Annotated in this window: 19 protein-coding genes; 8 read left to right on the forward strand and 11 right to left on the reverse strand. The window is 72.0% G+C overall.

Annotated features, from left to right (window positions below):
• Positions 1–62 precede the first annotated feature (62 nt).
• Complete coding sequence (locus tag ACIQID_RS08805) at positions 63–3,479, reverse strand: HtaA domain-containing protein (RefSeq protein ID WP_400283913.1); 3,417 nt, start codon at positions 3,477–3,479, stop codon at positions 63–65.
• A 162-nt stretch (positions 3,480–3,641) separates the two neighbouring features.
• Here ACIQID_RS08805 and ACIQID_RS08810 point away from each other — a divergent pair, with 162 nt between their 5' ends.
• Genes ACIQID_RS08810 through ACIQID_RS08820 form a run of 3 tightly spaced genes read left to right on the forward strand, consistent with a single transcriptional unit; the run spans position 3,642 to position 6,588 of the window.
• On the forward strand, positions 3,642–4,748 hold the full coding sequence (locus ACIQID_RS08810) for a hemin ABC transporter substrate-binding protein (protein WP_400283916.1): 1,107 nt from the start codon (positions 3,642–3,644) through the stop codon (positions 4,746–4,748).
• Positions 4,745–5,818, forward strand: a complete 1,074-nt coding sequence (locus ACIQID_RS08815) for a FecCD family ABC transporter permease (RefSeq protein WP_400283919.1) — start codon at positions 4,745–4,747, stop codon at positions 5,816–5,818. The genes ACIQID_RS08810 and ACIQID_RS08815 overlap by 4 nt, the downstream gene beginning before the upstream one ends.
• Positions 5,815–6,588, forward strand: a complete 774-nt coding sequence (locus ACIQID_RS08820; protein WP_400283923.1) for a heme ABC transporter ATP-binding protein — start codon at positions 5,815–5,817, stop codon at positions 6,586–6,588. The genes ACIQID_RS08815 and ACIQID_RS08820 overlap by 4 nt, the downstream gene beginning before the upstream one ends.
• On the opposite strand, the gene ACIQID_RS08825 is transcribed toward ACIQID_RS08820, so the two are convergent.
• A complete protein-coding gene (locus ACIQID_RS08825; RefSeq protein ID WP_312673968.1) occupies positions 6,585–6,953 on the reverse strand; it encodes a sterol carrier family protein in 369 nt (122 codons plus the stop codon). The two genes, ACIQID_RS08820 and ACIQID_RS08825, sit on opposite strands and share 4 nt — an antisense overlap.
• A 49-nt stretch (positions 6,954–7,002) precedes the next feature.
• Here ACIQID_RS08825 and ACIQID_RS08830 point away from each other — a divergent pair, with 49 nt between their 5' ends.
• Together ACIQID_RS08830 and purD are read left to right on the forward strand one after the other, a co-directional pair.
• Positions 7,003–7,677: an NUDIX hydrolase gene (locus tag ACIQID_RS08830; protein WP_400283927.1), complete on the forward strand. Its 675-nt coding sequence runs from the start codon at positions 7,003–7,005 to the stop codon at positions 7,675–7,677.
• Between the two features lie 47 nt (positions 7,678–7,724).
• Positions 7,725–9,002 (forward strand): phosphoribosylamine--glycine ligase, encoded by a 1,278-nt coding sequence (gene purD / locus ACIQID_RS08835; RefSeq protein ID WP_400283930.1) that lies wholly within the window; start codon positions 7,725–7,727, stop codon positions 9,000–9,002.
• A gap of 69 nt (positions 9,003–9,071) precedes the next feature.
• Here the strand turns inward: purD and ACIQID_RS08840 are convergent, their stop codons facing one another.
• The 4 genes from ACIQID_RS08840 to ACIQID_RS08855 form a co-directional block, all read right to left on the reverse strand.
• Positions 9,072–9,800, reverse strand: a complete 729-nt coding sequence (locus ACIQID_RS08840; protein WP_312673973.1) for an amino acid ABC transporter ATP-binding protein — start codon at positions 9,798–9,800, stop codon at positions 9,072–9,074.
• Positions 9,797–11,281 carry an amino acid ABC transporter substrate-binding protein/permease gene (locus tag ACIQID_RS08845; RefSeq protein ID WP_400283934.1) on the reverse strand — a complete coding sequence of 495 codons (1,485 nt, stop codon included), beginning with the start codon at positions 11,279–11,281 and terminating at the stop codon, positions 9,797–9,799. The genes ACIQID_RS08840 and ACIQID_RS08845 overlap by 4 nt, the downstream gene beginning before the upstream one ends.
• 147 nt (positions 11,282–11,428) lie before the next feature.
• Entirely contained in the window at positions 11,429–12,961 is a 1,533-nt protein-coding gene (locus tag ACIQID_RS08850) for a DHA2 family efflux MFS transporter permease subunit (protein ID WP_400283937.1), read from the reverse strand.
• Positions 12,958–13,590, reverse strand: coding sequence for a PadR family transcriptional regulator (locus ACIQID_RS08855; protein ID WP_400283940.1), 633 nt, complete (start codon positions 13,588–13,590; stop codon positions 12,958–12,960). The genes ACIQID_RS08850 and ACIQID_RS08855 overlap by 4 nt, the downstream gene beginning before the upstream one ends.
• Before the next feature lie 182 nt (positions 13,591–13,772).
• Here ACIQID_RS08855 and ACIQID_RS08860 point away from each other — a divergent pair, with 182 nt between their 5' ends.
• Complete coding sequence (locus tag ACIQID_RS08860) at positions 13,773–14,648, forward strand: phosphoribosylaminoimidazolesuccinocarboxamide synthase (RefSeq protein ID WP_400283943.1); 876 nt, start codon at positions 13,773–13,775, stop codon at positions 14,646–14,648.
• A gap of 100 nt (positions 14,649–14,748) precedes the next feature.
• A complete protein-coding gene (locus ACIQID_RS08865) occupies positions 14,749–16,104 on the forward strand; it encodes a uracil-xanthine permease family protein (RefSeq protein ID WP_400283946.1) in 1,356 nt (451 codons plus the stop codon).
• A gap of 751 nt (positions 16,105–16,855) precedes the next feature.
• Here ACIQID_RS08865 and ACIQID_RS08870 read toward each other — a convergent pair.
• Genes ACIQID_RS08870 through ACIQID_RS08890 form a run of 5 tightly spaced genes read right to left on the reverse strand, consistent with a single transcriptional unit; the run spans position 16,856 to position 22,963 of the window.
• A complete protein-coding gene (locus ACIQID_RS08870; protein ID WP_400283949.1) occupies positions 16,856–18,571 on the reverse strand; it encodes an acetyl/propionyl/methylcrotonyl-CoA carboxylase subunit alpha in 1,716 nt (571 codons plus the stop codon).
• The gene (locus tag ACIQID_RS08875; RefSeq protein ID WP_400283952.1) at positions 18,568–20,118 is read right to left on the reverse strand and encodes a carboxyltransferase domain-containing protein; all 1,551 of its coding nucleotides are present in this window, start codon (positions 20,116–20,118) and stop codon (positions 18,568–18,570) included. The genes ACIQID_RS08870 and ACIQID_RS08875 overlap by 4 nt, the downstream gene beginning before the upstream one ends.
• Positions 20,118–20,918: a putative hydro-lyase gene (locus ACIQID_RS08880; RefSeq protein WP_400283955.1), complete on the reverse strand. Its 801-nt coding sequence runs from the start codon at positions 20,916–20,918 to the stop codon at positions 20,118–20,120. The genes ACIQID_RS08875 and ACIQID_RS08880 overlap by 1 nt, the downstream gene beginning before the upstream one ends.
• 1 nt (position 20,919) lies before the next feature.
• The gene (locus ACIQID_RS08885; RefSeq protein ID WP_312673987.1) at positions 20,920–21,684 is read right to left on the reverse strand and encodes a 5-oxoprolinase subunit PxpA; all 765 of its coding nucleotides are present in this window, start codon (positions 21,682–21,684) and stop codon (positions 20,920–20,922) included.
• 1 nt (position 21,685) lies between these two features.
• Positions 21,686–22,963 carry an NRAMP family divalent metal transporter gene (locus tag ACIQID_RS08890; protein WP_331201736.1) on the reverse strand — a complete coding sequence of 426 codons (1,278 nt, stop codon included), beginning with the start codon at positions 22,961–22,963 and terminating at the stop codon, positions 21,686–21,688.
• Positions 22,964–23,123: 160 nt separating this feature from the next.
• Between ACIQID_RS08890 and ACIQID_RS08895 the strand changes: the two genes are divergently transcribed.
• Positions 23,124–23,780 (forward strand): GntR family transcriptional regulator, encoded by a 657-nt coding sequence (locus ACIQID_RS08895; RefSeq protein WP_136050690.1) that lies wholly within the window; start codon positions 23,124–23,126, stop codon positions 23,778–23,780.
• Positions 23,781–23,788: the final 8 nt, after the last annotated feature.

The raw sequence follows: 23,788 nt of genomic DNA on the forward strand, positions 1-23,788 counted from the left end.
CAGCCGCACGCGGAACCGCCCTCCCCGATCACCGGGGAGGGCGGTTCCGAAAGCCGCCGGACTCAGACCTCGGTCGTCGTCTCGGCCGGCTCCCCCCTCCGGGTGCGACGCACGATCAGCACCCCGCCCGTCGCGGCCAGCGCCACGACGACCAGCCCGCCCACGATCCAGGGCCACACCGGAGCTTCCTCCGTGGCGACCGGCGCGCTGATCGCGGTCACCGCCGCGTCCGCCGCGGCCTCCGGCTCGGACTCGTCCTCGGCGGGAGTGCCGCAGGCGCCGTCGACCGGGATCACGGCGGAGACCGGGTCGAGCTCCTCGCCCGCCTCATACGTGCCGAACGCGGAGGCACCGGCCGGGGTCAGCGTCGTAGGAACCGCATCGAGGGTCAGCGCGCCGTCGACGACGGCGGCGTCCGCGAGGGCGAACTCGGCGAGACGCACGCCCTCTTGCGCCACGGCCTCCCCGGCCTGAGTGGTCCCGGTCACGTCGAACACGAGGTAGCCGGTGTCGCCCGCGAGCTCGACGCGCGCGTTCGCCAGCGTCGTGTTCAGCGCCCCGTCGTGGCCCGTGAAGGCGATGCTGCCGCCGTAGGCGACCAGACCCGCGCGCGCCTCGTCGTCCAGGGAACCGGTGCCGTTCGACCACACGAAGGCGGGGTACTCGTAGGTCACGTCGGTGAGCGTCCAGCCGCCCCGCGCGATGCCCTCGATGTACGTGCGGAACGACTCCTTGTAGCCCCAGTGCAGGGTCGCCCCCTCGACCGTGCACACGCCGATCTCCGCGGTCGCTCTGGCGAGCGTGAACGCGAGACCGCGATCGACCGAGCCCTGGAAGGTGAGCGTGTGCTCGCCGTCTGCGAGCGTGGCCGGGAGGGCACCCGACCACGTCGCGACACCCGCCGCGTCGGCCGTCACGGTGCCGAGCAGCACGGGGGTCGAGTACACGACCACCTTGATGCCCTCCTCGTTCGCACGGAAGCCGGAGGCGGAGACCGTGGCCGTCTTCCCGGCGGCGAGCGCGGCGAGGTTCTCCTCGTCGACCTCGATGCCGGCCGCCGTCGGCGCGGTCGTCGGGAGCGTGGCCTTCGAAACGACCGCGGCGGCCGCGACCGTGCCCGTCGTGCCCGACGGAGCGGCGGCGACGGAGCCGATCGTGAACGAGACGGGGTTGAGCGTGGTGCCGTACCCCGAGAGGACGCGATCGCGTCCGGCGTCCGTGAGGGCGGCGGGTGCCGCCGTGTAGGTGACGGCGCCGCCGGCCGCCGTGCGGACGGCGCGGGAGAGGTCGAGGGTCGCGAACGGCACCTGCGCACCCCCGCTCGTCACGAACAGCGTGGCGGAGGACGCCGAGGTGATGCGGATCATCGGATCGGCGACCGTGACGTCGAGCACCCCGTGGTGGCCGGTGAAGCGCACGGCACCGCGGTAGACGACGCTGCCGCGTCCGGAAGCCGCATCGAAGTCGCCGCCCACGGTCTGCCCGAACTGGAACTGGCCGCCGGAACGCGTGGCGCCCCCGGAGACGGCGATCGTGCCCTGGGCGATCGGTCCGGTGATGTAGTTCGTGAACGAGGACGAGATGGCCCAGCGCAGCGACCCGCCGGGGACGCTCGCGGCCGGCTTCGTCGGAGTCACCGGGGGCTTCGGCGTGACCGGGGGCTTCGGCTCGGTCGGCTTCTCGCCGAGGAGTGCGCGCCACTGCGCGTCGGTGATCGTGACCGCTCCGCGCGCGTAGATGGTGTCGGCGGTCGGCGTCGTGTGCTGCTGCCACACGATCGCCTCGTACGTCTTCGACCGGTCGAGGTTCTTCGCCGCCGCGTTCAGGTCGACGGCGAAGGCTCCGAAGCCGATGTTCCGGACGTACTGCATGGCGAGGAAGCCGCCGTCTGCGGTCACGTCGGCCTCGGTCCCCGTCTCGATGAGCGCCACATAGGCGCCGGTGACCGCGCCGAGGTCGGCGGCGGTGACCTTCACCGTCAGCCCGTCCGCGGCGGTGGCGCCGGTGACGGCGGTCGTGACCGACGGTCCGGAGGAGGGCAGCAGGGCGTTCCACTGCGCGTCGGTGACGGTGACGGTGGAGCGTGCGTAGATCGTGTCCGCGCTGGGCATCGTGTGCTGCTGCCAGACGATCACCTCGTAGGCCTTGGATCGGTCCAGAGCACTCGCGGCCGCGGTCAGGTCGACGCTGAAGCCGCCGCCGGTGATGCCGCGCACGTACTGCATCGCGAGGAAGCCGCCTCCGGCGGTGACATCGGCCTCCGTGCCCTTCTCGATCAGCGCGGCGTAGGCACCGGTGACGGCACCGAGCTTCGTCGCCGCGGCCGTGACCGTGAGGCCGTCCGCGGCCGTCGCCGCCTTCACGGTGGTCGTCAGCCCCGAGGCGATGCGGTAGTCCAGAGCGACGCTGCGCTCCTGGTCAGCGTTGACGACACCGCCTGCCGGGTAGGTGTACACCCCGTAGGAGCCGGGCGTCGCCGGGGTGTCCTTCAGCGTCAGCGTGACCTGGAACGAGCCGTCGGCGGAGATGTCCACCCACTGCGCGCGGATCGCGCCCTGGTACTGCGTCGGGACCTGGGTCAGCACATCCTCGGCGAGCGCCCAGGCCTGTGCGCCGACCGAACGCGCCGAGGACGGCGCCCCCTGTGAGGGCTGCCACGTGGACGCGAAGTTGCCGAAGACCACGTAGGTGCCCTGGGGCAGGTTCGACGGGATCGGGACGCCGCGTCCGCCGACGTTCGCGGTCGGGTCGTACCCGGTGCCCTTGACGACGATCTCGTCGCCCGCCTGGAGGCGAGCGCCCGCAGCGGGCGTGGTGCCGTCGGCGAGGAACACCTCGATGGCGGCTTCGGCCGGCGCCGGCTCCGTCTCACCGGGCTCCGTCTCTCCGGGCTCCGTCTCCCCCGGAGTCGTCTCACCGGGCTCGGTCTCCCCGGGCTCGGTCTCCCCGGGCTCGGTCTCCCCCGGATCCGTCTCCCCCGGCTCCGTCTCGCCCGGCGCGGTGGGCGTCGTTCCGAAGACCGTGTCCCACTGCTCCGGCGTCACCGTGACGTCGCCGCGGCCGTAGATCGTGGCGGCTGTCGGCGCGGAGTGCTGCTGCCAGACGAGCACCTCGTACGTCTTCGTCCGGTCCAGGGACGCGACGGGCGCCTGCAGCGTGAAGGACGTGGCCCCCTGCTGCACGCTCGGGAAGGGCAGCGCGAACGCGGCGTACCCACCGCCGGCGGAGACGCCGCTCTCGGCACCCGACACGATCAGTGCGGCATAGACGCCCGACACGTCCGGCAGGCCCTCGGCCCGCACCTGCACGGTGAGGCCGGTGCTGTCGGCGGACGACACCGCCGCGGTGACGGTCGCCGCGGCAGCGTGCGCCGGCGGGCTCACCATCGCCCCGGCGGCGACGAGGACGAAGGAGACGAGGGCGGCGAGCAGGACACGCAGGCGTGTGCTCGCTGAGGGGGTATGTGCTGTGGCGTTCACGGTTCTCCGCGGCCCGCGGGGCGCGATCGATCGCGCACCCCTGCGGCGCCGCACGGCAGTCGGGCGAAGGTGGACTTTGGTTAGGCTCGGCTAAGCAAGCCGCCGATCCCGAGCGTAGAGGGGCGCCGGTGAAGGCGTCAAGTTTTAGGATAGCCTTGCCTAATGCGACGCGCTCCCGCCCTGCTTCTCGCCGCCGCCCTGGCTCTCGGACTGGCTGCCTGCGCCGGGTCGGACTCCGGTCCGGTGCAGACCCCTGCCGTCGACGACGCCTGCCCACAGGCCTCGATCCCTCTCGCGGATCTCGATCTGGTCGCCGACGTGCGCGGAGCCACGGGGCCCTCGACCGCATGCCTCGCGAGCCACGCGGTCGCCCCCGTCGACGACGACACCGCCCCGGCGCTCCCGGTCACCGTGACCGACAACGAAGGCCGCGAGGTCGAGATCACGGACACCGACCGCATCCTCCCGATCGACATCTCCGGCACGATCGCCGCCACGGTGTTCGCGCTCGGACTCGGCGATCAGGTCGTCGGGCGGGACGCGTCCACGCAGTTCCCCGGCACCGAGGACCTTCCGGTCGTCACCAAGACCGGGCACACGCTCAACCCGGAGGCGATCCTCGAACTGGCCCCGACCGTCGTGCTCACCGACACCACCATCGGCCCGAAAGAGGTCCGCCAGCAGCTACGGGATGCGGGCATCGCGGTCGTCGTCATCTCCAGCGACCGACGGATCGACACCACCGCCGCGCTCGTGACGGAGATCGCCACGGCCCTCGGCGTCCCGACGCGCGGCACGGCACTCATCGCCCGCCTCGACGCCGAGCTCGACGCCGCCATCGCGGAGATCGCCGAAGTCACCCCGTCCGCCGAGACGGACTGCGCACGCATGCTCTTCCTGTACGTGCGCGGGAGCGCCAACGTGTACTACATCTTCGGCGAGGACTCCGGGGCGGACTCCCTCATCGATGCGGTCGGCGGTGTCGACGTCGCGGAGGAGATCGGCTGGGAGGGCATGAAGCCGATGACCGCGGAGGCACTCGTCGCCGCGCAACCCGACGTGCTCGTGATGATGACGGACGGATTGGAATCGGTCGGCGGCGTCGACGGGCTCCTCGAACGCATCCCCGCCATCGCCGAGACCCCGGCCGGAGCGCATCGCCGCGTGATCGACATGGCCGACGCCGAGATCCTCAGCTTCGGCCCCCGGTCGGCCGACGTGATCAGCGCCCTCGCGCGAGCCCTGTACGCGCCGGAACCGGCCTCGTGACCGGCGAGGTCGTCACCCCGACGCCGACCCGGCATCGGGGACTGCGCTTCGCTACGGTCGTCGTCGCCCTCGTCATCGGCCTTCTCGTCACGGGCGTCGCGTCGATCACCAGCGGGCAGTACGACCTGTCCCCGACCGCTCTCGTCGGCGTCCTCCTGCGCGGCATCGGCATCGACACCGCCTGGGCACCGACCACGGCGACCGACTACGGCGTGATCTACAACCTCCGGCTCCCCCGCCTGGTCCTCGGCCTCCTCGTCGGCGCCGCGCTCGCGGTCTCCGGCGTGCTCATGCAGGCCATCTTCGGCAACCCCCTCGCGGACGCCGGCGTCGTCGGGGTGTCCTCCGGCGCGGCGCTCGGCGCGGCGGCCAGCATCACGTTCGGCCTGGCCACCTTCGGCATGTGGACCACGCCCGCCTTCGCCTTCCTCGGTGGCCTCGTGGCCGTCTTCTCCGTCTACCTCCTGAGCCGCTCCGGGGGCCGCACCGAGGTGGTCACGCTGCTGCTCACCGGCATCGCGATCAACGCCATCGCCGGCGCCGGCATGGCCTTCCTCACGTTCCTCGGCACGACCTCGACGCGCGAGCAGATCGTGTTCTGGCAGCTCGGCTCGCTGAACGGCGCCCTCTGGTCGAACATCCAGCTCGTCGCGCCGCTCGTGGCGATCGGGATCGTCGTCGCCCTGATCGTGGCGCCGGGTCTGGATCTCTTCGCCCTCGGCGAGCGCACCGCCCGGCATCTCGGTGTGCCGGTCGAGCTGCTGCGGATGGTCGTCATCGTCACGGTGACGCTGCTCGTCTGCGCCGCGGTGGCCTTCGCGGGGATCATCGGGTTCGCGGGTCTCGTGGTGCCCCACCTCATGCGCATGCTGATCGGCCCCGCACACCTCCCGCTCGTGATCGCCTCCGCCCTCGGCGGCGCCCTCCTCATCGCGGCCGCCGACCTCGTGGCGCGCACGGCCGTACCGCTCGCGGACCTCCCCATCGGCATGATCACGTCCCTCGTGGGCGGCCCGTTCTTCCTCTGGCTCCTCGTGCGGACGCGGCGGCGGTCGGGAGGATGGGCGTGAGCCCGCGCCTGCGGGGCCAGGGGCTCACGGTGCGCGTCGGCGACGGACGCGCCATCCTCGACGACGCGGCCATCGACATCCACGCCGGCGAGGTGCACGCCCTCGTCGGGCCGAACGGCGCGGGCAAGTCCACCCTGTTCGGCGTGCTCTCGGGAGACGTCGCTCCGGTGTCCGGCACCGTCCTCCTCGACGGCCGTGCCGTCGCGGGGACGCGCCCTCGCGATCTCGCCCGGCGACGGGCCGTGCTGCTGCAGGAGAACACCGTCACCTTCCCCTTCACGGTCGAGCAGGTCGTGCGGATGGGACGCACGCCGTGGGCGCGGAGCCCGGCCGCCGCGGAGGACGACAGCATCGTGGCGGCGGCGATGGCGACGACCGAGGTCACGGCGCTGCGGCAGCGCTCCGTCCCCTCGCTCTCCGGCGGTGAGCGCGCGCGGGTGGCGCTCGCCCGCGTGCTCGCCCAGGACACCGGGATCCTGCTGCTCGACGAGCCGACCGCGGCCCTGGACCTCAAGCATCACGAAGACGTCATGCGGGTGATCCGCAGGCGAGCGGAGGCCGGTGTCGCGGTCGCGGTCGTGCTGCACGACCTCAACGCCGCTCTCGCGCATGCCGACCGCGTCACTCTGCTCGCGTGCGGTCGGGTCGCCGCGACCGGTGCGCCGGAGGAGGTCCTCACGGCCGCACGGATCGAGGGGGTCTACGGGCAGCCCGTCGACGTCTTCCCGCACCCGCACACCGGGGTGCCGCTCGTCGTCGCCCGGCGCTAGGGGCGCAGCGGGAGGACTCCGGTGAGATCCGCGCGCGTGCCCGAGGCATGGATGCGTCCGGCCGTGGCGGCATCCGTCCACGCCTCCGCGCCGGTGGCGACCGCGATCCAGGTGGCGGCGTCCATCTCCACGACGTTCGGCGGCGTCCCGCGGGTGTGCCGCGGACCCTGGATCACCTGCACGGCTCCGAACGGCGGGACGCGCACCTCGACGCTGTTCCCCGGCGCCTTCTCGTCGAGCAGCTGCAGCAGGTAGCGCACGGCGGTGGCGAGCTCCGGCCGCGCCGGCTTCGTCCCTGCGGCCTCCGCCTCCCGCACGGCGCCGAGCGCCGCGCGCCCGTCGACGATGTCGATCTTCCTGGCCATCCCCCCACCCTAGATCCGCTGCAGGGGCCCCGGTCATAAGCTCGATGACATGAGCATGCATCCGCAGGGCGCCCGCGCCGACCTGCTCGCCGCCGCGGCCGACCACTCCTGGAGCGTGCCGATCCCTCCGCTCGCCGACCCGGGCAGCGCCCACGACGCCTCGGTGCTCATCCTCTTCGGCGTCCTCGACCGCATCCCCGCACCGACCGTCGATGCGGCCGTCGCCCGCGACCTCGACGTGCTGCTGCAACGCCGCGCGCCCACGCTCTCCTCGCACCCTGGTCAGGTCTCCTTCCCCGGTGGCCGCACCGAAGCGGCCGATGCCGACGCGGTCGCCACGGCGCTGCGCGAGGCCGAGGAGGAGACCGGTCTCGATCCCGCGGGGGTCGAGGTGCTCGCCACGCTCCCCGTGATCCCCCTCGCCGCCAGCAACCACCTCGTCACACCCGTCCTCGCTTGGTGGCAGTCGCCGTCCCGCGTCGTCGCGGTCGACCACGCGGAGACCGTCGAGGTGTTCCGCGTCCCCGTCGCCCAGCTCCTCGACCCGGCGACCCGTTTCACCTCGACCCTGTCCCGCGCCGGGCGCACGTTCCGCGGACCCGCGTTCGACGTCGACGGCACGATCGTGTGGGGTTTCACCGCCATGGTGCTCGACGCCCTGTTCGACGCCACCGGCTGGACCGTGCCCTGGGACGCCGCGGACGAGCGTCCCATCGCGCTCTGACCGGGACCCACCGAAACCCCGCGCACGGGCCTCGATAGGCTGGACGGGTGAAGATCCTCGTCCTCGGTTCCGGTGCCCGTGAGCACGCGATCATCCTGGCGCTGCGCGCCGAGTCCCCCGCGCACGAGATCCTCGTCGCCCCCGGCAACGCCGGCATCGCGCGGGACGCGACACCCGTCGCCCTCGACCCGCTGGACGGCGCCGCGGTCACGGCCTTCGCGAACGAGCACGCGATCGATCTCGTCGTCATCGGCCCGGAGGCTCCTCTCGTGGCGGGCGTCGCGGACGAGCTCCGCGGACGGGGCATCCCCGTCTTCGGGCCGGGCAAGGCAGCCGCGCAGCTCGAGGGCTCCAAAGCCTTCGCCAAGCGGGTCATGGACGCCGCCGGCGTGCCGACGGGCCGCGCGGTCCGCGCCGCCACGGTCGCCGAGGTCGAGGCCGCGTTCGACGGCCTCGGCGCCCCGTACGTCGTCAAGGCCGATGGGCTCGCCGCCGGCAAGGGCGTCATCGTCACCTCCGACCGCGCCGAGGCCCTGGCCCACGCGGAGCAGTACCTCCCGGCCGGCCCCGTGCTCGTCGAGGAATTCCTGTCCGGCCCCGAGGTCTCGCTGTTCTTCCTCAGCGACGGCGACACCGTGCGCGCGCTCAGCCCGGCACAGGACTTCAAGCGGGCTCTCGACGGCGACGCCGGCCCCAACACCGGCGGTATGGGGGCATACTCCCCGCTGCCCTGGCTCGCGGAGCAGTTCGGTAGCGAGCAGGCGTTCGTGGAAGAGGTCACCCGCGACGTCGCCCTCCCGGTCGTCCGGCAGCTCGACGCCGAGGGCACCCCGTTCATCGGACTCCTCTACGCCGGTCTCATCCTCACCCCGCAGGGCGTGCGCGTGATCGAGTTCAACGCGCGCTTCGGCGACCCGGAGACCCAGGTCGTGCTCCCGCGACTGGAGACCCCGCTGTCCCAGCTCCTCTTCGCCGCCGCCTCCGGGACCCTCGAGGACCAGCCGGAGCCCGTGTTCCGCGATGAGGTCGCGATCACCGTGGTCCTGGCGAGCGAGGGGTATCCGGAGGCGCCGCAGACCGGGCGTCCGATCGAGGGTCTGGACGATGCGGCCGCCGTGGAGGGAGTCCGCCTGGTGCACGCCGCGACCGCGAGCCCCGACGCACCGGGGGGTTCGCTCATCGCGACGGGTGGCCGTGTGCTGAACGTCGTCGCCGTGGCCCCGGACTTCCGCACCGCCCGCGATCGGGCCTACGACGCCCTCGGCCGCATCCGCCTCGAGGGCTCGCACCACCGCACCGACATCGCTGCCCGCGTCGCTCGCTGACCCACTTCAAGTAGCGCAAATGGCTGCATCCCGACCGGGAATGCAGCCATTTGAGCGACTCGAACGGGGTCAGAGAACCTTCGACAGGAAGTCCTGGAGGCGCTCGTTCTTGGGGGCGCCGAACAGGTCGGCGGGAGTGCCCTCCTCGACCACGACGCCGCCGTCCATGAAGACCGTGCGGTCGGACACCTCGCGCGCGAAGCCCATCTCGTGGGTCACGAGCACCATGGTCATGCCGCCATCGGCGAGGTCGCGGATGACCTGCAGCACCTCGCCGACCATCTCCGGGTCGAGGGCGCTGGTGGCCTCGTCGAACAGCATGATCTCCGGGTCCATCGCGAGTGCACGGGCGATGGCCACGCGCTGCTTCTGACCGCCGGAGAGCGATGCGGGCTTCGCGTCCGCCTTCTCCGACAGCCCGACGCGCTCGAGCAGCGAGCGGGCGCGGTCGCGGGCCTCGGCCTTCGTCATGCGGCCGAGCTCGACCGGCGCGAGCGTGATGTTCTCCAGCACGGTCATGTGCGGGAACAGGTTGAAGTGCTGGAACACCATGCCGATGCGCTGGCGCACCTCGTCCAGCTTCACGCTCTTGTCGGTGAGGTCGACACCGTCGATGATCACGTGCCCCGACGTCGGCTCCTCGAGCTTGTTGAGGCAGCGCAGCAGCGTCGACTTGCCCGAGCCGGAGGGCCCGATCACCGCGATGACCTCGCCGTCCTCCACCGCGAGATCGATGCCCTTGAGCACCTCGTTGTCGCCGAACGACTTGTGCAGGTCCCTGACCTCGATCTTGCTCATGCGTTGGCCTTCCTCTCCAGGCGGTTCGCGAGCAGCGTCAGCAGCGTGATCACGACGAAGTAGATGATGGCGACGATCGTCAGCACCTGCGCCGAGAGATACGTCGAGGCGATGATCTGGCGCGACACGAACGTCAGCTCGGCGAGACCGATGACGCTGATGAGCGAGGTGTCCTTCAGCGTGATGATGCCCTGGTTCACGAACGACGGGATCATGATCCGGAACGCCTGCGGCAGCACGACCTTGCGCATCGTCTTCCAGTGGCTGAGACCGAGCGAACGCGACGCCTCCGCCTGACCGGGGTCGACGGCCTGGATGCCGCCACGGATGATCTCCGTCATGTACGCACCGGTGTTCAGCGACAGGGTGATCGCACCGGCCACGAACGGGTCGAACTTGAGGTCGGGGATCAGCTGCGGGATGGCGAAGAACACGAAGAACGCCTGGATCAGGATCGGGGTCCCGCGGAAGACGTAGACATAGGCCGTCGCGATCCACCGGAACGGCGCGAACTTCGACAGGCGCCCGAAGCCGAAGATGATCCCGAGGATGAAGGCCGCGATGACCGCGACGATCGTGGCGAGGATGGTGAGCCACAGACCCTGCATCAGGGCCGGCCAGTACTTCACCGCGACCGAGATGATGTCGGTGGGCTGCGCCGCCTGCGCGTCGTCACCCGACGCGAGGTAGGTGTCCACGATCTCGTCGTACGCGCCGGAGTCCTGCAGGTTGGCGAGGCCGGCGTTGAACATCTCCAGGAGCTCGGCGTTCTCCCCCTTGTTGACCGCGAAGCCGTACTCGCCGCCGAGCGCGGGCTCGCCGACGAGACGGAAGCCCGACCCCTGCTGGATGCCGTAGGCGAGCACGGGGAAGTCCTCGAAGTAGCCGACGGCCTGCCCGGCCTTGACCGCATCGACCATGTCGGTCGTGTCCTGGTAGGGCGTGATGCGGAAGCCGTACTCGTCGGCGTTCTCCTCGGCGAAGGTCTGCCCCTGGGTGCCGGTCTTCACCGCGACGGTCTTGCCGTCGAGGTCGTCGAGGGACTCGATGTCGCTGGACTCGAGCACTCCGAGCTGCACGCCGCTGGTGAAGTACGGGTCGCTGAAGTCGAAGGTCTGCTGGCGCTCCTCGGTGATCGACATCCCGGCCATGACGGCGTCGACCTGGTTCGACTGCAGCGCCTGCACGGCGGCGTCGAAGCCGAGCTGGCGGATCTCCACGTCGAAGCCCTGGTCCTCCGCGATCGCGCGCAGGAGGTCCATGTCGATGCCGACCAGGTCGCCGGACTCGTTCGTGAACTCGAACGGCGCGAAGGTCGTGTCGGTGCCGATGACGTAGGTCTCGCCGTCGTCGGCCGCGGTGGCGGGCGCGGCTCCGGCGAGCAGCGCCCCGGCGGCGACGAGCGCGGCGAGAGCGGTCGCGCCGGCGGTGCGGCCGAACCGCCGCAGACGGCTCGGCGGAGAGGATGGATGGCGGCTCACGTCGAGTGCTCCTCGGGGTTCGGAAGGGCGGCCCGGCGGCCGCCGACCATCCACCCTAACCCTGCACCTCCCGCGCACCGGAATCTCGGCGGGACGCCCGACACCGCCGGAACCCGCGTGGATACCGGCGTGTCGGGGTCATCGCGGTCACGCCGGAGGGGTCGCGGCGACGACCTCGTCCTTCCGATCCTGCCCGCGGAGGAACAGCGAGGCGACCAGCGCGATCAGGATCACGCCGGCGGGCAGCAGCAGCGTCTCGGACATGCCGGCTGCGAAGCCCTCGGCGACCTGCGGCGGCAGCGCGCCGCTGCCCGTGCCGGCCGGAGCGTCGGCCAGACCGGGGAGGTTCGCCTCCAGCCGCGACTGCATGAACGCGGCGATCGAGGCGGAGCCGATGACCGAGCCGATGGTGCGGGTGGTGTTGTAGATGCCCGCGCCGGCACCGGCCTGCCGCGGCGGCAGCTTGCGCGTGGCCGTGGTCGCCAGCGGCCCCCACATGCCCGCATTGCCGATGCCCATCAGCGCGGACGGCAGCAGGAACATCAGGATCGGGGTGTCCATCGTGGTCAGGGCGGAGTACCAGACCAGGGCGCCCGCGACGCAGATCAGGCCGGGGACGAGGATGATGCGCGGGTCGACGCGGTCCAGGATCTTCCCGGCGACCGGGGCGAGCACGCCCGACAGCACGGCCATCGGGATGAGCAGCATCGCGGCCTCGGTGGGGGTGAGGCCGCGCGCCGTCTGCAGGAAGAACATCATCGGCAGCGACATGCTCGTGACGGTGAAGCCGACCGCGGCGATCGCCACGTTCGCGCCGGAGAAGTTCCGATCGCGGAAGAGCGCGAGCGGCACGAGGGGCTCGCTGCGGGTGCGCGCCTGCTGCACGATGAAGAGCGCGAGCACCACGACGCCGGCGATGATGAGGCCCCAGACCGAGATCGGCCCCACGATGGTCCCCCAGTCGTACTTCTCGCCCTCCTGCAGCCCGAAGACGATGAGGAAGAGCGCGACGGCGCTGAGCACGACGCCGACGACGTCGAACCGGTGCGGGTGCGTCTTCAGCTTCGGCACGAGGATCCAGGCGAGCACGAAGGCGACGACGCCGACCGGGAGGTTGACGAAGAAGATCCACTCCCACCCGAAGCCGTCGACGAGCAGACCGCCCGCGAGGGGACCGACGAGCGTGGCGACGCCGGCCGTGGCACCCCAGAGGCCCATCGCCGCGCCGCGCCGGTTCGGCGGGAACGTGCGGGTGATGACGGCCATGGTCTGCGGCGTCATGAACGCGGCGCCGAGCCCCTGGACCGCGCGGGCCGCGATCAGGCCCTCGAGCGTCTGCGACAGTCCGCACCAGAGCGAGGCGAGGGTGAAGACCGCGAGTCCGATGAGGTAGATGTTCTTCGGCCCGAAGCGGTCGCCGAGTCGTCCGGTGATGAGCAGCGGCACGGCGTAGGCGAGCAGGTAGGCGCTGGTGACCCACACGACGTTGTCGAGGTTGTTCGTGTCGGGGTCGAGGGCGGCCTTGATCGCCGGGTTCGCGACGGAGACGATCGTGGTGTCGACGAGGATCATGAAGAACCCGATGACGAGCGCCCAGAGCGCCGGCCACGGACTCTTCGGCGCGTGACCGGCGGCGAAGGGCCCCGTCTCGGGCCCCGAGGTCTGGCGGGAATCGGTCATTGCTGTGCAGCCTTTCGCTGAGCGCGGTAGCGGTCGGTGTCGTCGAAGGCGTCGGGGCCCCAGCGGAGCTCGTCGCCGTCGAGGCGGGTGAGGAGGGAGTCGAGCCAGCGGAGCTCCGCGTCGAGCAGCGCCTCCTGCCGTTCGATCTCGACGAGGACCTGCGGCGGGACGCCCTTGGTGCGGGCGGCGTCGAGGCCGTCGTGGTGCAGCGCGTACGAGGCGACGAGGGCCTCCCGTCGCTCCTGCAGCAGTGCGACGGCGTCGTCGCGGTGGAGGTTGTGCGACTCGGCGAGCGCTACGCGGGCGTCGGTCTCACGGTCGATGCGGGGGAGGGCACGACGCACCCACGCGACCACCGCCTCCCGACCGGCGTCGGTGAGGGTGTAGGTCGTCCGCTCCGGTCGGTTGCCCTCGCGATCCGTGCCGACCTCGTCGAGCAGACCGGCCCGCTGGAGCCGGGCGACCGTGTGGTACAGCGTGCCGTTGGTGACGGTGATGAGCCGGTCGTCGTGACGCGCGCGGAGCAGGCGCACCATCTCGTACGGATGCATGTCGCTCTCGCGGAGCAGCGCGAGCACCATCACCCCGAGGGGCGTGAGTCCCGCCACCACATCCCTGCTCTTCCCCACGCCGCTCCCAATCTGCTGTCGCCCCCGCTAAATAGTCCACATGGACTATACACCCGCCCCTCCTCCGCCGAGACCCCGATTTTCCGGCGAGACCCCGGGGTCCCGGCGCGCTCACCCCGGGGTCTCGACGCGAACGCGGGGTCTCGGCGCGGAAGAGCACGCATCACCGGGATAATGGGCGGGTGAGCACACCGTCCGCAGGAAACGCGCAGGCCATCCCCGGGTGGCGACACCTCTACTCCGGAAAGGTCCGCGACCTCTACGCCTCGGAGGACCCGGCGGACACCCGCATCCTCGTCGTCGCGTCCGACCGGGTGAGCGCCTTCGACGTCGTGCTCTCCCCCGGCATCACCGACAAGGGTGCCCTGCTGACCCGCCTCAGCCGCTGGTGGTTCGCCCAGCTCGACGCGCCGAACCACCTCACGGACGGCGACCTGCCGGAGGAGGTGGCCGATCGCGCCATGCTCGCCCAGTCGCTCGAGATGCTGCCGATCGAGTGCGTGGTGCGCGGGTACATCACCGGCTCCGGTTGGGCCGAGTACCAGGAGCACGGCACCGTGTGCGGCATCGCCCTGCCGGCAGGGCTGCAGAACGGCGACCGTCTGCCCGAGCCCCTGTTCACCCCGGCCTACAAGGCGCCGATGGGCGAACACGACGAGAACATCACGTTCGACCGCGTCGTCGAGCTCGTCGGGGCGGACCGGGCGGCCGAGCTCCGCGACGCCTCGCTCGCGATCTACCGTCGGGCCGCGGCCATCGCCGAGGAGAAGGGTCTCATCCTCGCCGACACGAAGTTCGAGTTCGGGACCGACGCCGACGGCACCCTGCGCCTCGCCGACGAGGTGCTCACGAGCGATTCCTCCCGGTACTGGGACGCCGAGGCCTGGCGCACGGGATCGACCCCGGCCGAGCGGATGGCGAGCTTCGACAAGCAGATCGTGCGCGACTGGCTCGCGGCGAACTGGGACAAGCAGGGCGAGCCCCCCGTGCTGCCCGAGGAGGTCGTGGCCCGGACGGCCGCCCGGTACCGGGAGCTCATCGACCGCCTCGGCGCCTGACGCCGCGCTCCCCGCGGCCGCGGGACGCACAGGGAAAACTCAGGAATCGGTAGTGTTGCTCCAGCACTCCGCCCCCGATCCCGAACCCTGAGGAGCCCGCATGGCTTTGTGGAAGCTGCACGGAAACGGCCGCACCGTCGAGCCCGGCGCCGTCGTCACCCCCGAGGAACGTCTGTCCTGGCCCGCGACCATCGCCATCGGTGCGCAGCACGTCGTCGCCATGTTCGGTGCCACGTTCCTCGTGCCGACGCTCACCGGCTTCCCGGTGTCGACGACCCTGCTCTTCAGCGGCATCGGCACGCTGCTCTTCCTCCTCATCACGAAGAACCAGCTGCCGAGCTACCTCGGCTCCTCGTTCGCCTTCATCGCCCCCATCACCGCGGCTGTCGCGGCGGGCGGCACCGGCTCGGCCCTCGCGGGCGTGGTCGCGGTGGGCGTGCTCCTCGCGGTCGTCGGCCTCGTCGTGCAGTTCGTCGGCCTGCGCTGGGTCGACGCGCTGATGCCCCCGGTCGTCGCCGGCGCCATCGTCGCGCTCATCGGCTTCAACCTCGCCCCCACCGCCTGGAGCAACTTCGCGCTCGACCCCGTGACGGCCACGATCACCCTCGTCGCGATCATCCTCTTCGCCGTGCTCTTCCGGGGCTTCCTCGGACGGATCTCGATCTTCCTCGGCGTCGCCGTCGGCTTCATCTGGGCCGCGTTCAACGGCTCGTTCGAGGTGCCCAACGCGCTCCGCGGCGACAAGACCCCCGCCGAGCTCATCGCGGACGCCCCGTGGATCGGCCTCCCGCACTTCCAGTTCCCGGACTTCGTCGAGCCGGGGACCTGGTCGACCATCGCGATGTTCCTGCCCGTCGTGCTCGTGCTCATCGCGGAGAACGTCGGTCACGTGCGCGGCGTCGCGACCATGACCGAAGACCCCGCGATCAACCGGCACACCGGTCGCGCCCTCATCGCCGACGGTGTCGCGACGACCATCGCCGGTGGCTTCGGCGGCTCGGGCACCACGACCTACGGCGAGAACATCGGCGTCATGGCCGCGACACGCGTGTACTCCACCGCCGTGTACTGGGTGGCGGGTCTGTTCGCGATCCTCCTGGCGTTCTCGCCCAAGGTCGGCGAGGTGTTCAACTCGATCCCCGCGGGCGTGCTCGGCGGGGCGACGACGGCGCTCTACGGCCTCATCGGCATCATCGGCATCAAGATCTGGGTGGACAGCCGGGTCGACTTCTCGCGTCCGGTCAACCAGTACACCGCAGCGGTGTCCCTCGTGATCGGCATCGCCGGGTTCACGATGCAGCTCGGCGACTTCGCCTTCGGCGGGATCGTGCTCGGGACGGTCGCGGCGCTGCTGATCTACCACCTGGGTAACCTCATCGCCCGCGCGCGCAAGACCGGTGCCGACGACCCGAGGCCTCTCGAGCCCGTCGGCCCTCTCGGCGGCGACCCCGCGTAGGTTCCCGCCCCGCGCGTCCGCGCGCTCCCGCCCCCGCTGCGTGCGGGACGGCTTTGGCCCCTCCCGCACCTCGCTGAGGCCCGTTTTCGCACTCGCACCGGGTGCCGGACGGGTGCGCGAGCCCGGGGTGTGCACGGTCCGGACGGAAAACGCCCCCTCCTCTCACGGGGAGGGGGCGTTTTCGCGCTCGCACCGGGCCTTGGGTCGCCGCGTCGCGTACGGGATCGAAATGGGGCCCTCCCGGGCTGCGGGAGGTGCACTTTTGCACTCTCCAGACAGGAACCGTCCCGGCCGGCGCGGTGCCCGCGGGTCCCCCCCGGTGCCGGGTCGAAAAGGGGCGCTCCCGACGGGCGGGAGGGACGTAATTGCACTCGCACGCGGGATGTTCCCGCGTCCGAGGGTGCGGGATCAAAAACGGGCGCTCCCGGCGGGCGGGAGGAGCGTTTTCGCACTCTGACGCGGGGGGCGCTCCCGGGATCAGAGCGTGCGGGATCAAAGACGGGCGCTCCCGACGGACGGGAGGAGCGTTTTCGCACTCGAACGCGGGATGTTCCCGCGTCCGAGGGTGCGGGATCAAAAACGGGCGCTCCCGGCGGGCGGGAGGACCGTATTCGCACTCTCACGCGGGGGGCGCTGCCGGGGTCAGAGCGTGCGGGATCGGAAAGGGGCGTCTGAGGAGTGCGGGAGGGGTGTTTTTGCACTCCGCACGCGGAGGGGCGGGGCGGAGGGGCGGGGCGGGGCGGGACGGGGGTCAGGCGATCGTGGCGAGGAGGGCGTCGGCGGAGAGGGTCGCGCCGGTGTCCGCGCGCGGGGTGAGGGTGCCGGCGCGGTGCGCGGCGACCGTGGTCTCCATCTTCATCGCGTCGAGCACGGCCACCGGGTCTCCCTCGGCCACCACGGCCCCGTCATCGACGAGCCAGCGGACGAGCGTGCCCGGCGCGGGGGCCCGGAGCTCGGACGGGTCCGCCGACGGCACGGGGGCCACGACCTCTCCCGCCGGACGACCGATGCCGGCCAGCAGCTCCGCGGGCAGACCGAGCATCACGCGGCGGCCGTCGATCTCCACCGGGAACCGCTGCAGCCCGGAGACCGGGGCGACCGCGGGGCGCGGCTGCGCCTCCAGCGTCGGGAGCAGCACGGTCTCGATCCACTGGGTGTGCACGGCGAAGGTCGCGGTCGCGAACGCGGGGTCGTCGATGGCAACGAGGTCGAACGGGATCACGGTCGCCGGACCCTCGACGGCGAGCTCCCGCAGCGCCCGACGCGCACGGACGAGAGCCGCGTCGCGGGTGTCCGCGTGAACGATGAGCTTCGCGATCATCGAGTCGAACGCGGGCTGCACGGTGTCTCCGGCCTCGATGCCGCTGTCCCACCGCACGCCGGGTCCCCCGGGGATGCGCAGGCCGTCCACCCGTCCGGGGCTGGGCAGGAACCCGCGGCCGGGGTCCTCGGCGTTGATGCGGAACTCGAACGCGTGCCCGGTCGGCGCCGGGGTCTCGGTGAAGGACGGCCCCTCGCCGAACGCGATGCGGAACTGCTCGCGGACGAGGTCGGTCCCGGTGACCTCCTCGGTCACCGGGTGCTCGACCTGCAGCCGGGTGTTCACCTCGAGGAAGGAGATCGTGCCGTCCGCGGCGAGGAGGAACTCGACCGTGCCGACGCCGCGGTACTGCACCTCGGCGCAGATCAACCGTGCCGCGTCGTGGAACGCCGTCCGCTGCGCCTCCGTGAGACCGGGCGCGGGCGCCTCCTCGATGAGCTTCTGGTTGCGGCGCTGCATCGAGCAGTCGCGGTCGCCCACGACGACCACGCCGCCGCGCCCGTCGCCGAGCACCTGCACCTCGATGTGCCGCGGGCTCTCCAGGAAGCGCTCCACGAAGCACTCCCCGCGACCGAACGCGGCGGTCGCCTCGCGGGTGGCCGCGTCGAACGCGTCGGCGACCTCCGCCAGCTCGCGGACGACCTTGAGCCCTCGACCTCCCCCACCGAACGCGGCCTTGATCGCGATGGGCAGGCCGTGCTCCTCGGCGAACGCCACCGCCTCCTGCGGCCCGGACAGCGGCTGATCCGTGCCCGCGGCGAGCGGAGCCCCCACGCGCTGCGCGATCCGGCGCGCGGTCATCTTGTCGCCCAGCGCGTCGATGCTCTCCGGCGAGGGTCCGATCCAGACGAGTCCGGCGTCCTCGACGGCGCGCGCGAACGCGGCGCTCTCGGAGAGGAAGCCGTAGCCCGGGTGCACGGCGTCGGCGCCGCTGCGGCGGGCCGCGTCGATCAGCGCCTCGACCGACAGATACGTCGTCGCCGCGGTGTCGCCGCCGAGGCCGATCGCCTCGTCCGCGAGCCGCACGTGCAGGGCATCCGCGTCCTGATCGGCGTAGACGGCGACCGACGTGTAGCCGGCCTCGGCGCACGCGCGGATCACGCGGACCGCGATCTCGCCACGGTTGGCGATCAGCACAGAGGTCATGAGGTCTCCTTGACGGTGAAGCGCACCCGCACGCCCGGCGGAAGCTGGGCGGCGAGGTCGAGGCTGCGATCGGTGAGGGCACCGATGATGGGATAGCCGCCGGTGAGCGGATGATCGGGGAGGAAGAGCACGGGCTGACCGTCCGGCGGCACCTGGATGGCCCCGGTCACGGCACCTTCGCTCGGCAGCTCGCCGCCGACCGCCCGTTCCAGGGGCACGTCGCCGTGCAGGCGGATGCCCACCCGGTCCGAGCGCGGCGTGACCGTCCACTCCTGCGCGGTGAGCGCCTCGACGCCGGCGGCCGTGAACCAGTCGTCGCGCGGGCCGAGCGTGATCTCCAGCGCGACCAGCTCCCCGGCCGCCGGAAGCGCGCGCGGCACCGGGTCCGGCTCGACGGCCGACACGGCGGCGTCTCCGAGGGGGAGAAGATCGCCGGCGGCCAACGGCGCGGGACCCAGCCCGGCGAGCGTGTCGGTCGCGCGGCTGTCGAGCGCCGCCGCCGGAGCGAAGCCGCCGCGGACGGCGATCACGGATCGGAGACCGCGCTCGGGATGGCCCAGCGTGAGCTCGTCGCCGTCGACGGTCGCGAACGGCACTCCGGGGAGGAGCGTGCGCTCGATGCCGTCGATGTCGGTGAGCGTGAGCGAGCCGGTGGCCCCGGTGACGGCGGCCACGCCCGCGCCGTGGAAGCGCAGGGCGACCCCGCCGACGCTCTCCAGCACGGCCGCCGTCGGCGTGTTGCCCACGGCCCGGTTCGCCGCGCGCATCGCGACGCGGTCGGCGACGCCGGAGGCCGAGACGCCCAGCGCCGCGAAGCCGGGGCGACCCGCGTCCTGCACGAGGAGCTGCAGCGAGGATCGCACGACCTCGACCGCCGGACCGTCCCCGCGATGGGCGACCCGCGTCGCGTCGGCCGATGCCGGCGACGCCGCGACCGACTCCCGCTCCGCACGCACGAAGCGCACGCGGCGGCCCGGGGCGAGCAGAGCCGGCGGGTCGCGGTCGATGTCCCACATCTCCAGGGCGGTCCGGCCGATGAGCTGCCAGCCGCCGGGGCTCTCCCGCGGATACACCCCGCTGAACGCCCCGGCGAGCGCGACGGAGCCGGCGGGCACCCGGGTGCGGGGCGACGACCGCCGCGGCACGTCGAAGAGGGGGTCGCCGCTCACGGCATAGCCGAAGCCGGGAGCGAAGCCGGAGAAGGCCACGCGCCAGTCGGCGGCGAGGTGACGGGCCACCAGTTCCTCCGCCGAGACGTCGAGGAGCGCGGCCGCCTCGTCCAGATCCTCCCCGTCGTAGCGGACCGGGATGGTGACCTCGCCCGCGTCGGGCAGCGCCGCGGCGTCGACCTCGGTCGCGGCGAGCGCCTCGGCCAGCGCGGCGGCGGAGGTGCAGTGCGGATCGAAGCGCACGAGCACCGTGCGGGCGCCGGGGATGCGCTCGAGCACACCGGGCGCGTCGCTCCACGCGAGGTTCAGCCGCATGGCCTGCTCGAGGTCGTCCGCCTCGACGAGCAGCGCGCTGTCGGAGGCCGTGAGGATGCGCATCAGACCCGGTACTCCGCATCCGGGACATCGGTGACGAACATGTGGCCCGGGGCGTGGGTGACGGCGAACGGCGGCTTCGACGCCATGATCGCCGCCTGCGGGGTCACGCCGCACGCCCAGAACACGGGGATCTCGCCGGGGCGGATCTCGGGGGCGTCGCCGAAGTCGGGCACCATCACGTCGGCGATGCCGAGGGCGGCAGGGTCGCCGACGTGCACGGGCGCGCCGTGCACGGCCGGGGTGCGCCCGGAGATCTGCACGGCATCGGCCACGCGGTCCGCGGGGATCGGTCGCATCGAGACCACCATCTCGCCGCGCAGCCGTCCGGCCGGGGTGCAGTCCACCGCCGTGCGGTACATCGGGACGTTGCGCCCGAGCTCCTGATGACGGATCGGGATCCCGGCCTCGACGAGCCCCGTCTCGAACGTGAAGCTGCAGCCGATGAGGAAGGCGACGAGGTCGGGATGCTCGTCCCACGCCGCCGTCGCGTCGGACACCTCCTCGACGAGCGCGCCGTCCCGCCAGATGCGGTACCGCCCGATGTCGGTCCGGATGTCGCTGCCCGGCGCGAGCCGCGACTCCACCTCCCCCTGCTCGATGACCTCGAGGACGGGGCAGGGCTTCGGGTTGCGCTGCGCGTAGAGGAGGGTCTCGAAGGCCCAGTCCGCGGGCACCGCGATGAGATTCGCCTGGGTCAGCCCCGGGGCGACGCCGCTGGTCGGCGCGGAGTGGCCGGCCCGGTGCGCCGCACGGGCGGCGCGGGCCTCGGCGAGCTGGGTGGGAGTCGCGAGCACGGTCATGTCAGGCTCCGGCGAACGGGGCGATGGTGATGCCCTCCGCCTGCAGCAGGCGCTTCGTCTCCGCGGCCATCGCCACCGAGCCCGGGCTGTCGCCGTGCACGCAGATCGACTGCGCGGACACGGCCACGTCGGTGCCGTCGATCGCCCGGATCACGCCGTCCGCGGCCAGGCGCACCATCCGCTCGGCCACCGCGGTGGGGTCGTGCAGCACGGCCCCCTCCTCGGTGCGCGAGACGAGCTGACCGTCGGGCTGGTACGCGCGGTCGGCGAAGGCCTCCGCGGCGACCGCGAGTCCGGCCCGTTCGGCGACGTCGAGCACGACGCCGCCGGCGAGGCCGAGCAGCACGAGCGAGGGGTCGATCGCCTTGATGGCCGCCACGACGTCCTTCGACTGCCGCTCGTCGCGGGCGATGGTGTTGTAGAGCGCCCCGTGCGGCTTGACGTAGGAGACCCGCCCGCCGACCGCCGCGGTGAGCCCGAGGAGCGCACCGAGCTGGTACTCCACGTGCGCCTGCAGCGTGGCCGAGTCGATGTCGACCTTCGTGCGCCCGAAGTTCTCGTAGTCGCGGTACCCGGGGTGGGCGCCGATCACGACGCCGCCGGCGACGGCTGCGGCCAGGGTCTCCCGGATGCCCTCCGGGCTGCCCGCGTGGAACCCGCACGACACGTTCGCGCTCGTGACGATCTCGAGCATGCTCGCGTCGTCGCTGACGATCCGGTCGGGGACGTTCTCGCCGAGGTCCGAGTTCAGGTCGATGGTCGCCATGTCACGCTCCGATTCCGAGGAAGGCGAAGATGGGGCCGATCGAGACGGCGCCCATGTACCAGGTGAGGGCGGTCACGACCGTGCCCGCGATGAGCAGCCACATCGGGTACTTCCGGTCGCCGAGCAGGTCGCGGCGGAACCAGCCGATGTACATGAACACCGTCAGGCCGATGGGCAGGATCAGGCCGTTGAAGCCGCCGACGAAGACGAGGATCGCGGCCGGGGCGGTGCCGATCGCCAGGTAGACCGCCAGCGACACGACGATGAACGCGACGGTGGCGAGCTGCAGCGGCCAGCCCCCGCGGAGCTTCGCGGTGAAGGTCGAGAGGAAGGTCGCCGACGTGTACGCGGCACCGATGACCGAGCTGATCGCGGCGGCCCAGAAGATCGCGCCGAAGATCCGCAGACCGGCGTCGCCGAGCACCGCACCGAACGCCTGCCCGGCCGGGTTGGCGGCCTGCGAGGAGAGGTCGAGCGCCACGCCGGAGGCCACCACGCCGAGGATCGCGAGGAACAGCACGTAGCGCATGATGCCGGTGACCAGGATGCCGTTGGCGGCGGCGCGCATGACGGGCTTCGCGTACTGCGGGCCCACGTGGCCGGAGTCGAGGTAGCGGTGGGCGCCGGAGTAGGTGATGTAGCCGCCGACCGTGCCGCCGACGATCGTCGTGATGGTGGCGAAGTTGAGCTGGTCGGGCACGAAGGTCTGCCGCAGCGCGTCGCCGACGGGCGGCTGGGCGATGAGGGCGACGACCAGGGTCATCACGATCATGCCGACGCCGAGGATGATGAGGACGACGTCCATCACCTTGCCGGCCTTCTTCACGAGGAAGATGATGATCGCGAGGGCCGCCGTGAGCGCGCCGCCGACCTTCGGATCGATGCCCAGGAGGGCGTTCAGGCCCAGGCCGCCACCGGCGATGTTGCCGATGTTGAACGCGAGCCCGCCGATGACGACGAGGACGGCGATGACGTGCCCGGAGTAGGGGATGGCGCTGTTGGCGAGCTCGCCGGCGCGCTTGCCGGACGAGGTGATCATGCGCCAGATGTTCAGCTGCACCGCGATGTCGACGAGGATCGACACGAGGATCGCGAACGCGAACGCGGCCCCCATCTGGGCGGTGAACGTCGCGGTCTGGGTGATGAAGCCGGGGCCGATGGCGCTCGTCGCCATGAGGAAGATGGCGCCGATGACGGCACTGCGGCCGGCGCGCTTCTTCGCGTGGGCGGCGCGGGCTTCGTCCTCGGGGGTGAGGGCGGGGGCGGACTGCTCGGACATAGGGGGGTCCCATCGTCGTTGGTGGGTGTCGGGTGACCCCCAGTGTAGAACGGACAGAACCCGATTGTTCAACAATCATGTTTCCGTCGTGCTACAGCGCGGTTGCTTTCGTGTGATCATCGGCACGATCTCCGGCGCCGACCGCCCCTACGATGAAGGCATGAACCAGCAGGGCCCGCTCGCCGACGTGCTCCGTCAGCGCATCATCGACGGCGACGTCGCCCCGGGCTCGCGGCTGTCGGAGTCATCGCTGGCCGAGAGCTTCGACGTGTCGCGCAACACCCTGCGTGAGGCGTTCCGGGTGCTCGCGGAACAGGGGCTCGTCGCGCACATCCCGCACCGCGGCGTCTCGGTGGCCTCTCCCTCGATCGCCGACGTCATCGACATCTACCGCGCCCGCCGGGTCATCGAATGCACGGCCCTCCGGCAGTCCGAGCCCGAGCATCCCGCCGTGCAGCGCATGACCGACGCGGTCGCCGCGGCCGAGGCCGCCGTCGCCGGCGTCTCGGCCGACGACGCCTCCGCGTGGCGCGCGGTCGGCAGCGCGAACATGGCGTTCCACGTCGCGCTGGTCGACCTCGCCGACAGCCCTCGTCTCGCCCGCACCTACCGGAACGTCGCGGCGGAGCTGCGGCTCGCGTTCCTCAAGATCGACGACCCCCGCGCCCTGCACGAGCCGTTCGTCCGGAAGAACCGCGCCGTCCTCGACACCTTCCTCACCCGCGGCGCGGAGGCCGGCGCGGCGGAGCTGGAACGGTACCTCGTGCAGTCGGAGCGGGTCGTGCTCGGCGCGTTCGCGCGGATGCAACTCGACTGAGCACGGCG

The sequence above is a fragment of the Microbacterium sp. NPDC091676 genome, from assembly GCF_044756645.1.
In the GTDB taxonomy this organism is placed as follows: domain Bacteria; phylum Actinomycetota; class Actinomycetes; order Actinomycetales; family Microbacteriaceae; genus Microbacterium; species Microbacterium paraoxydans_D.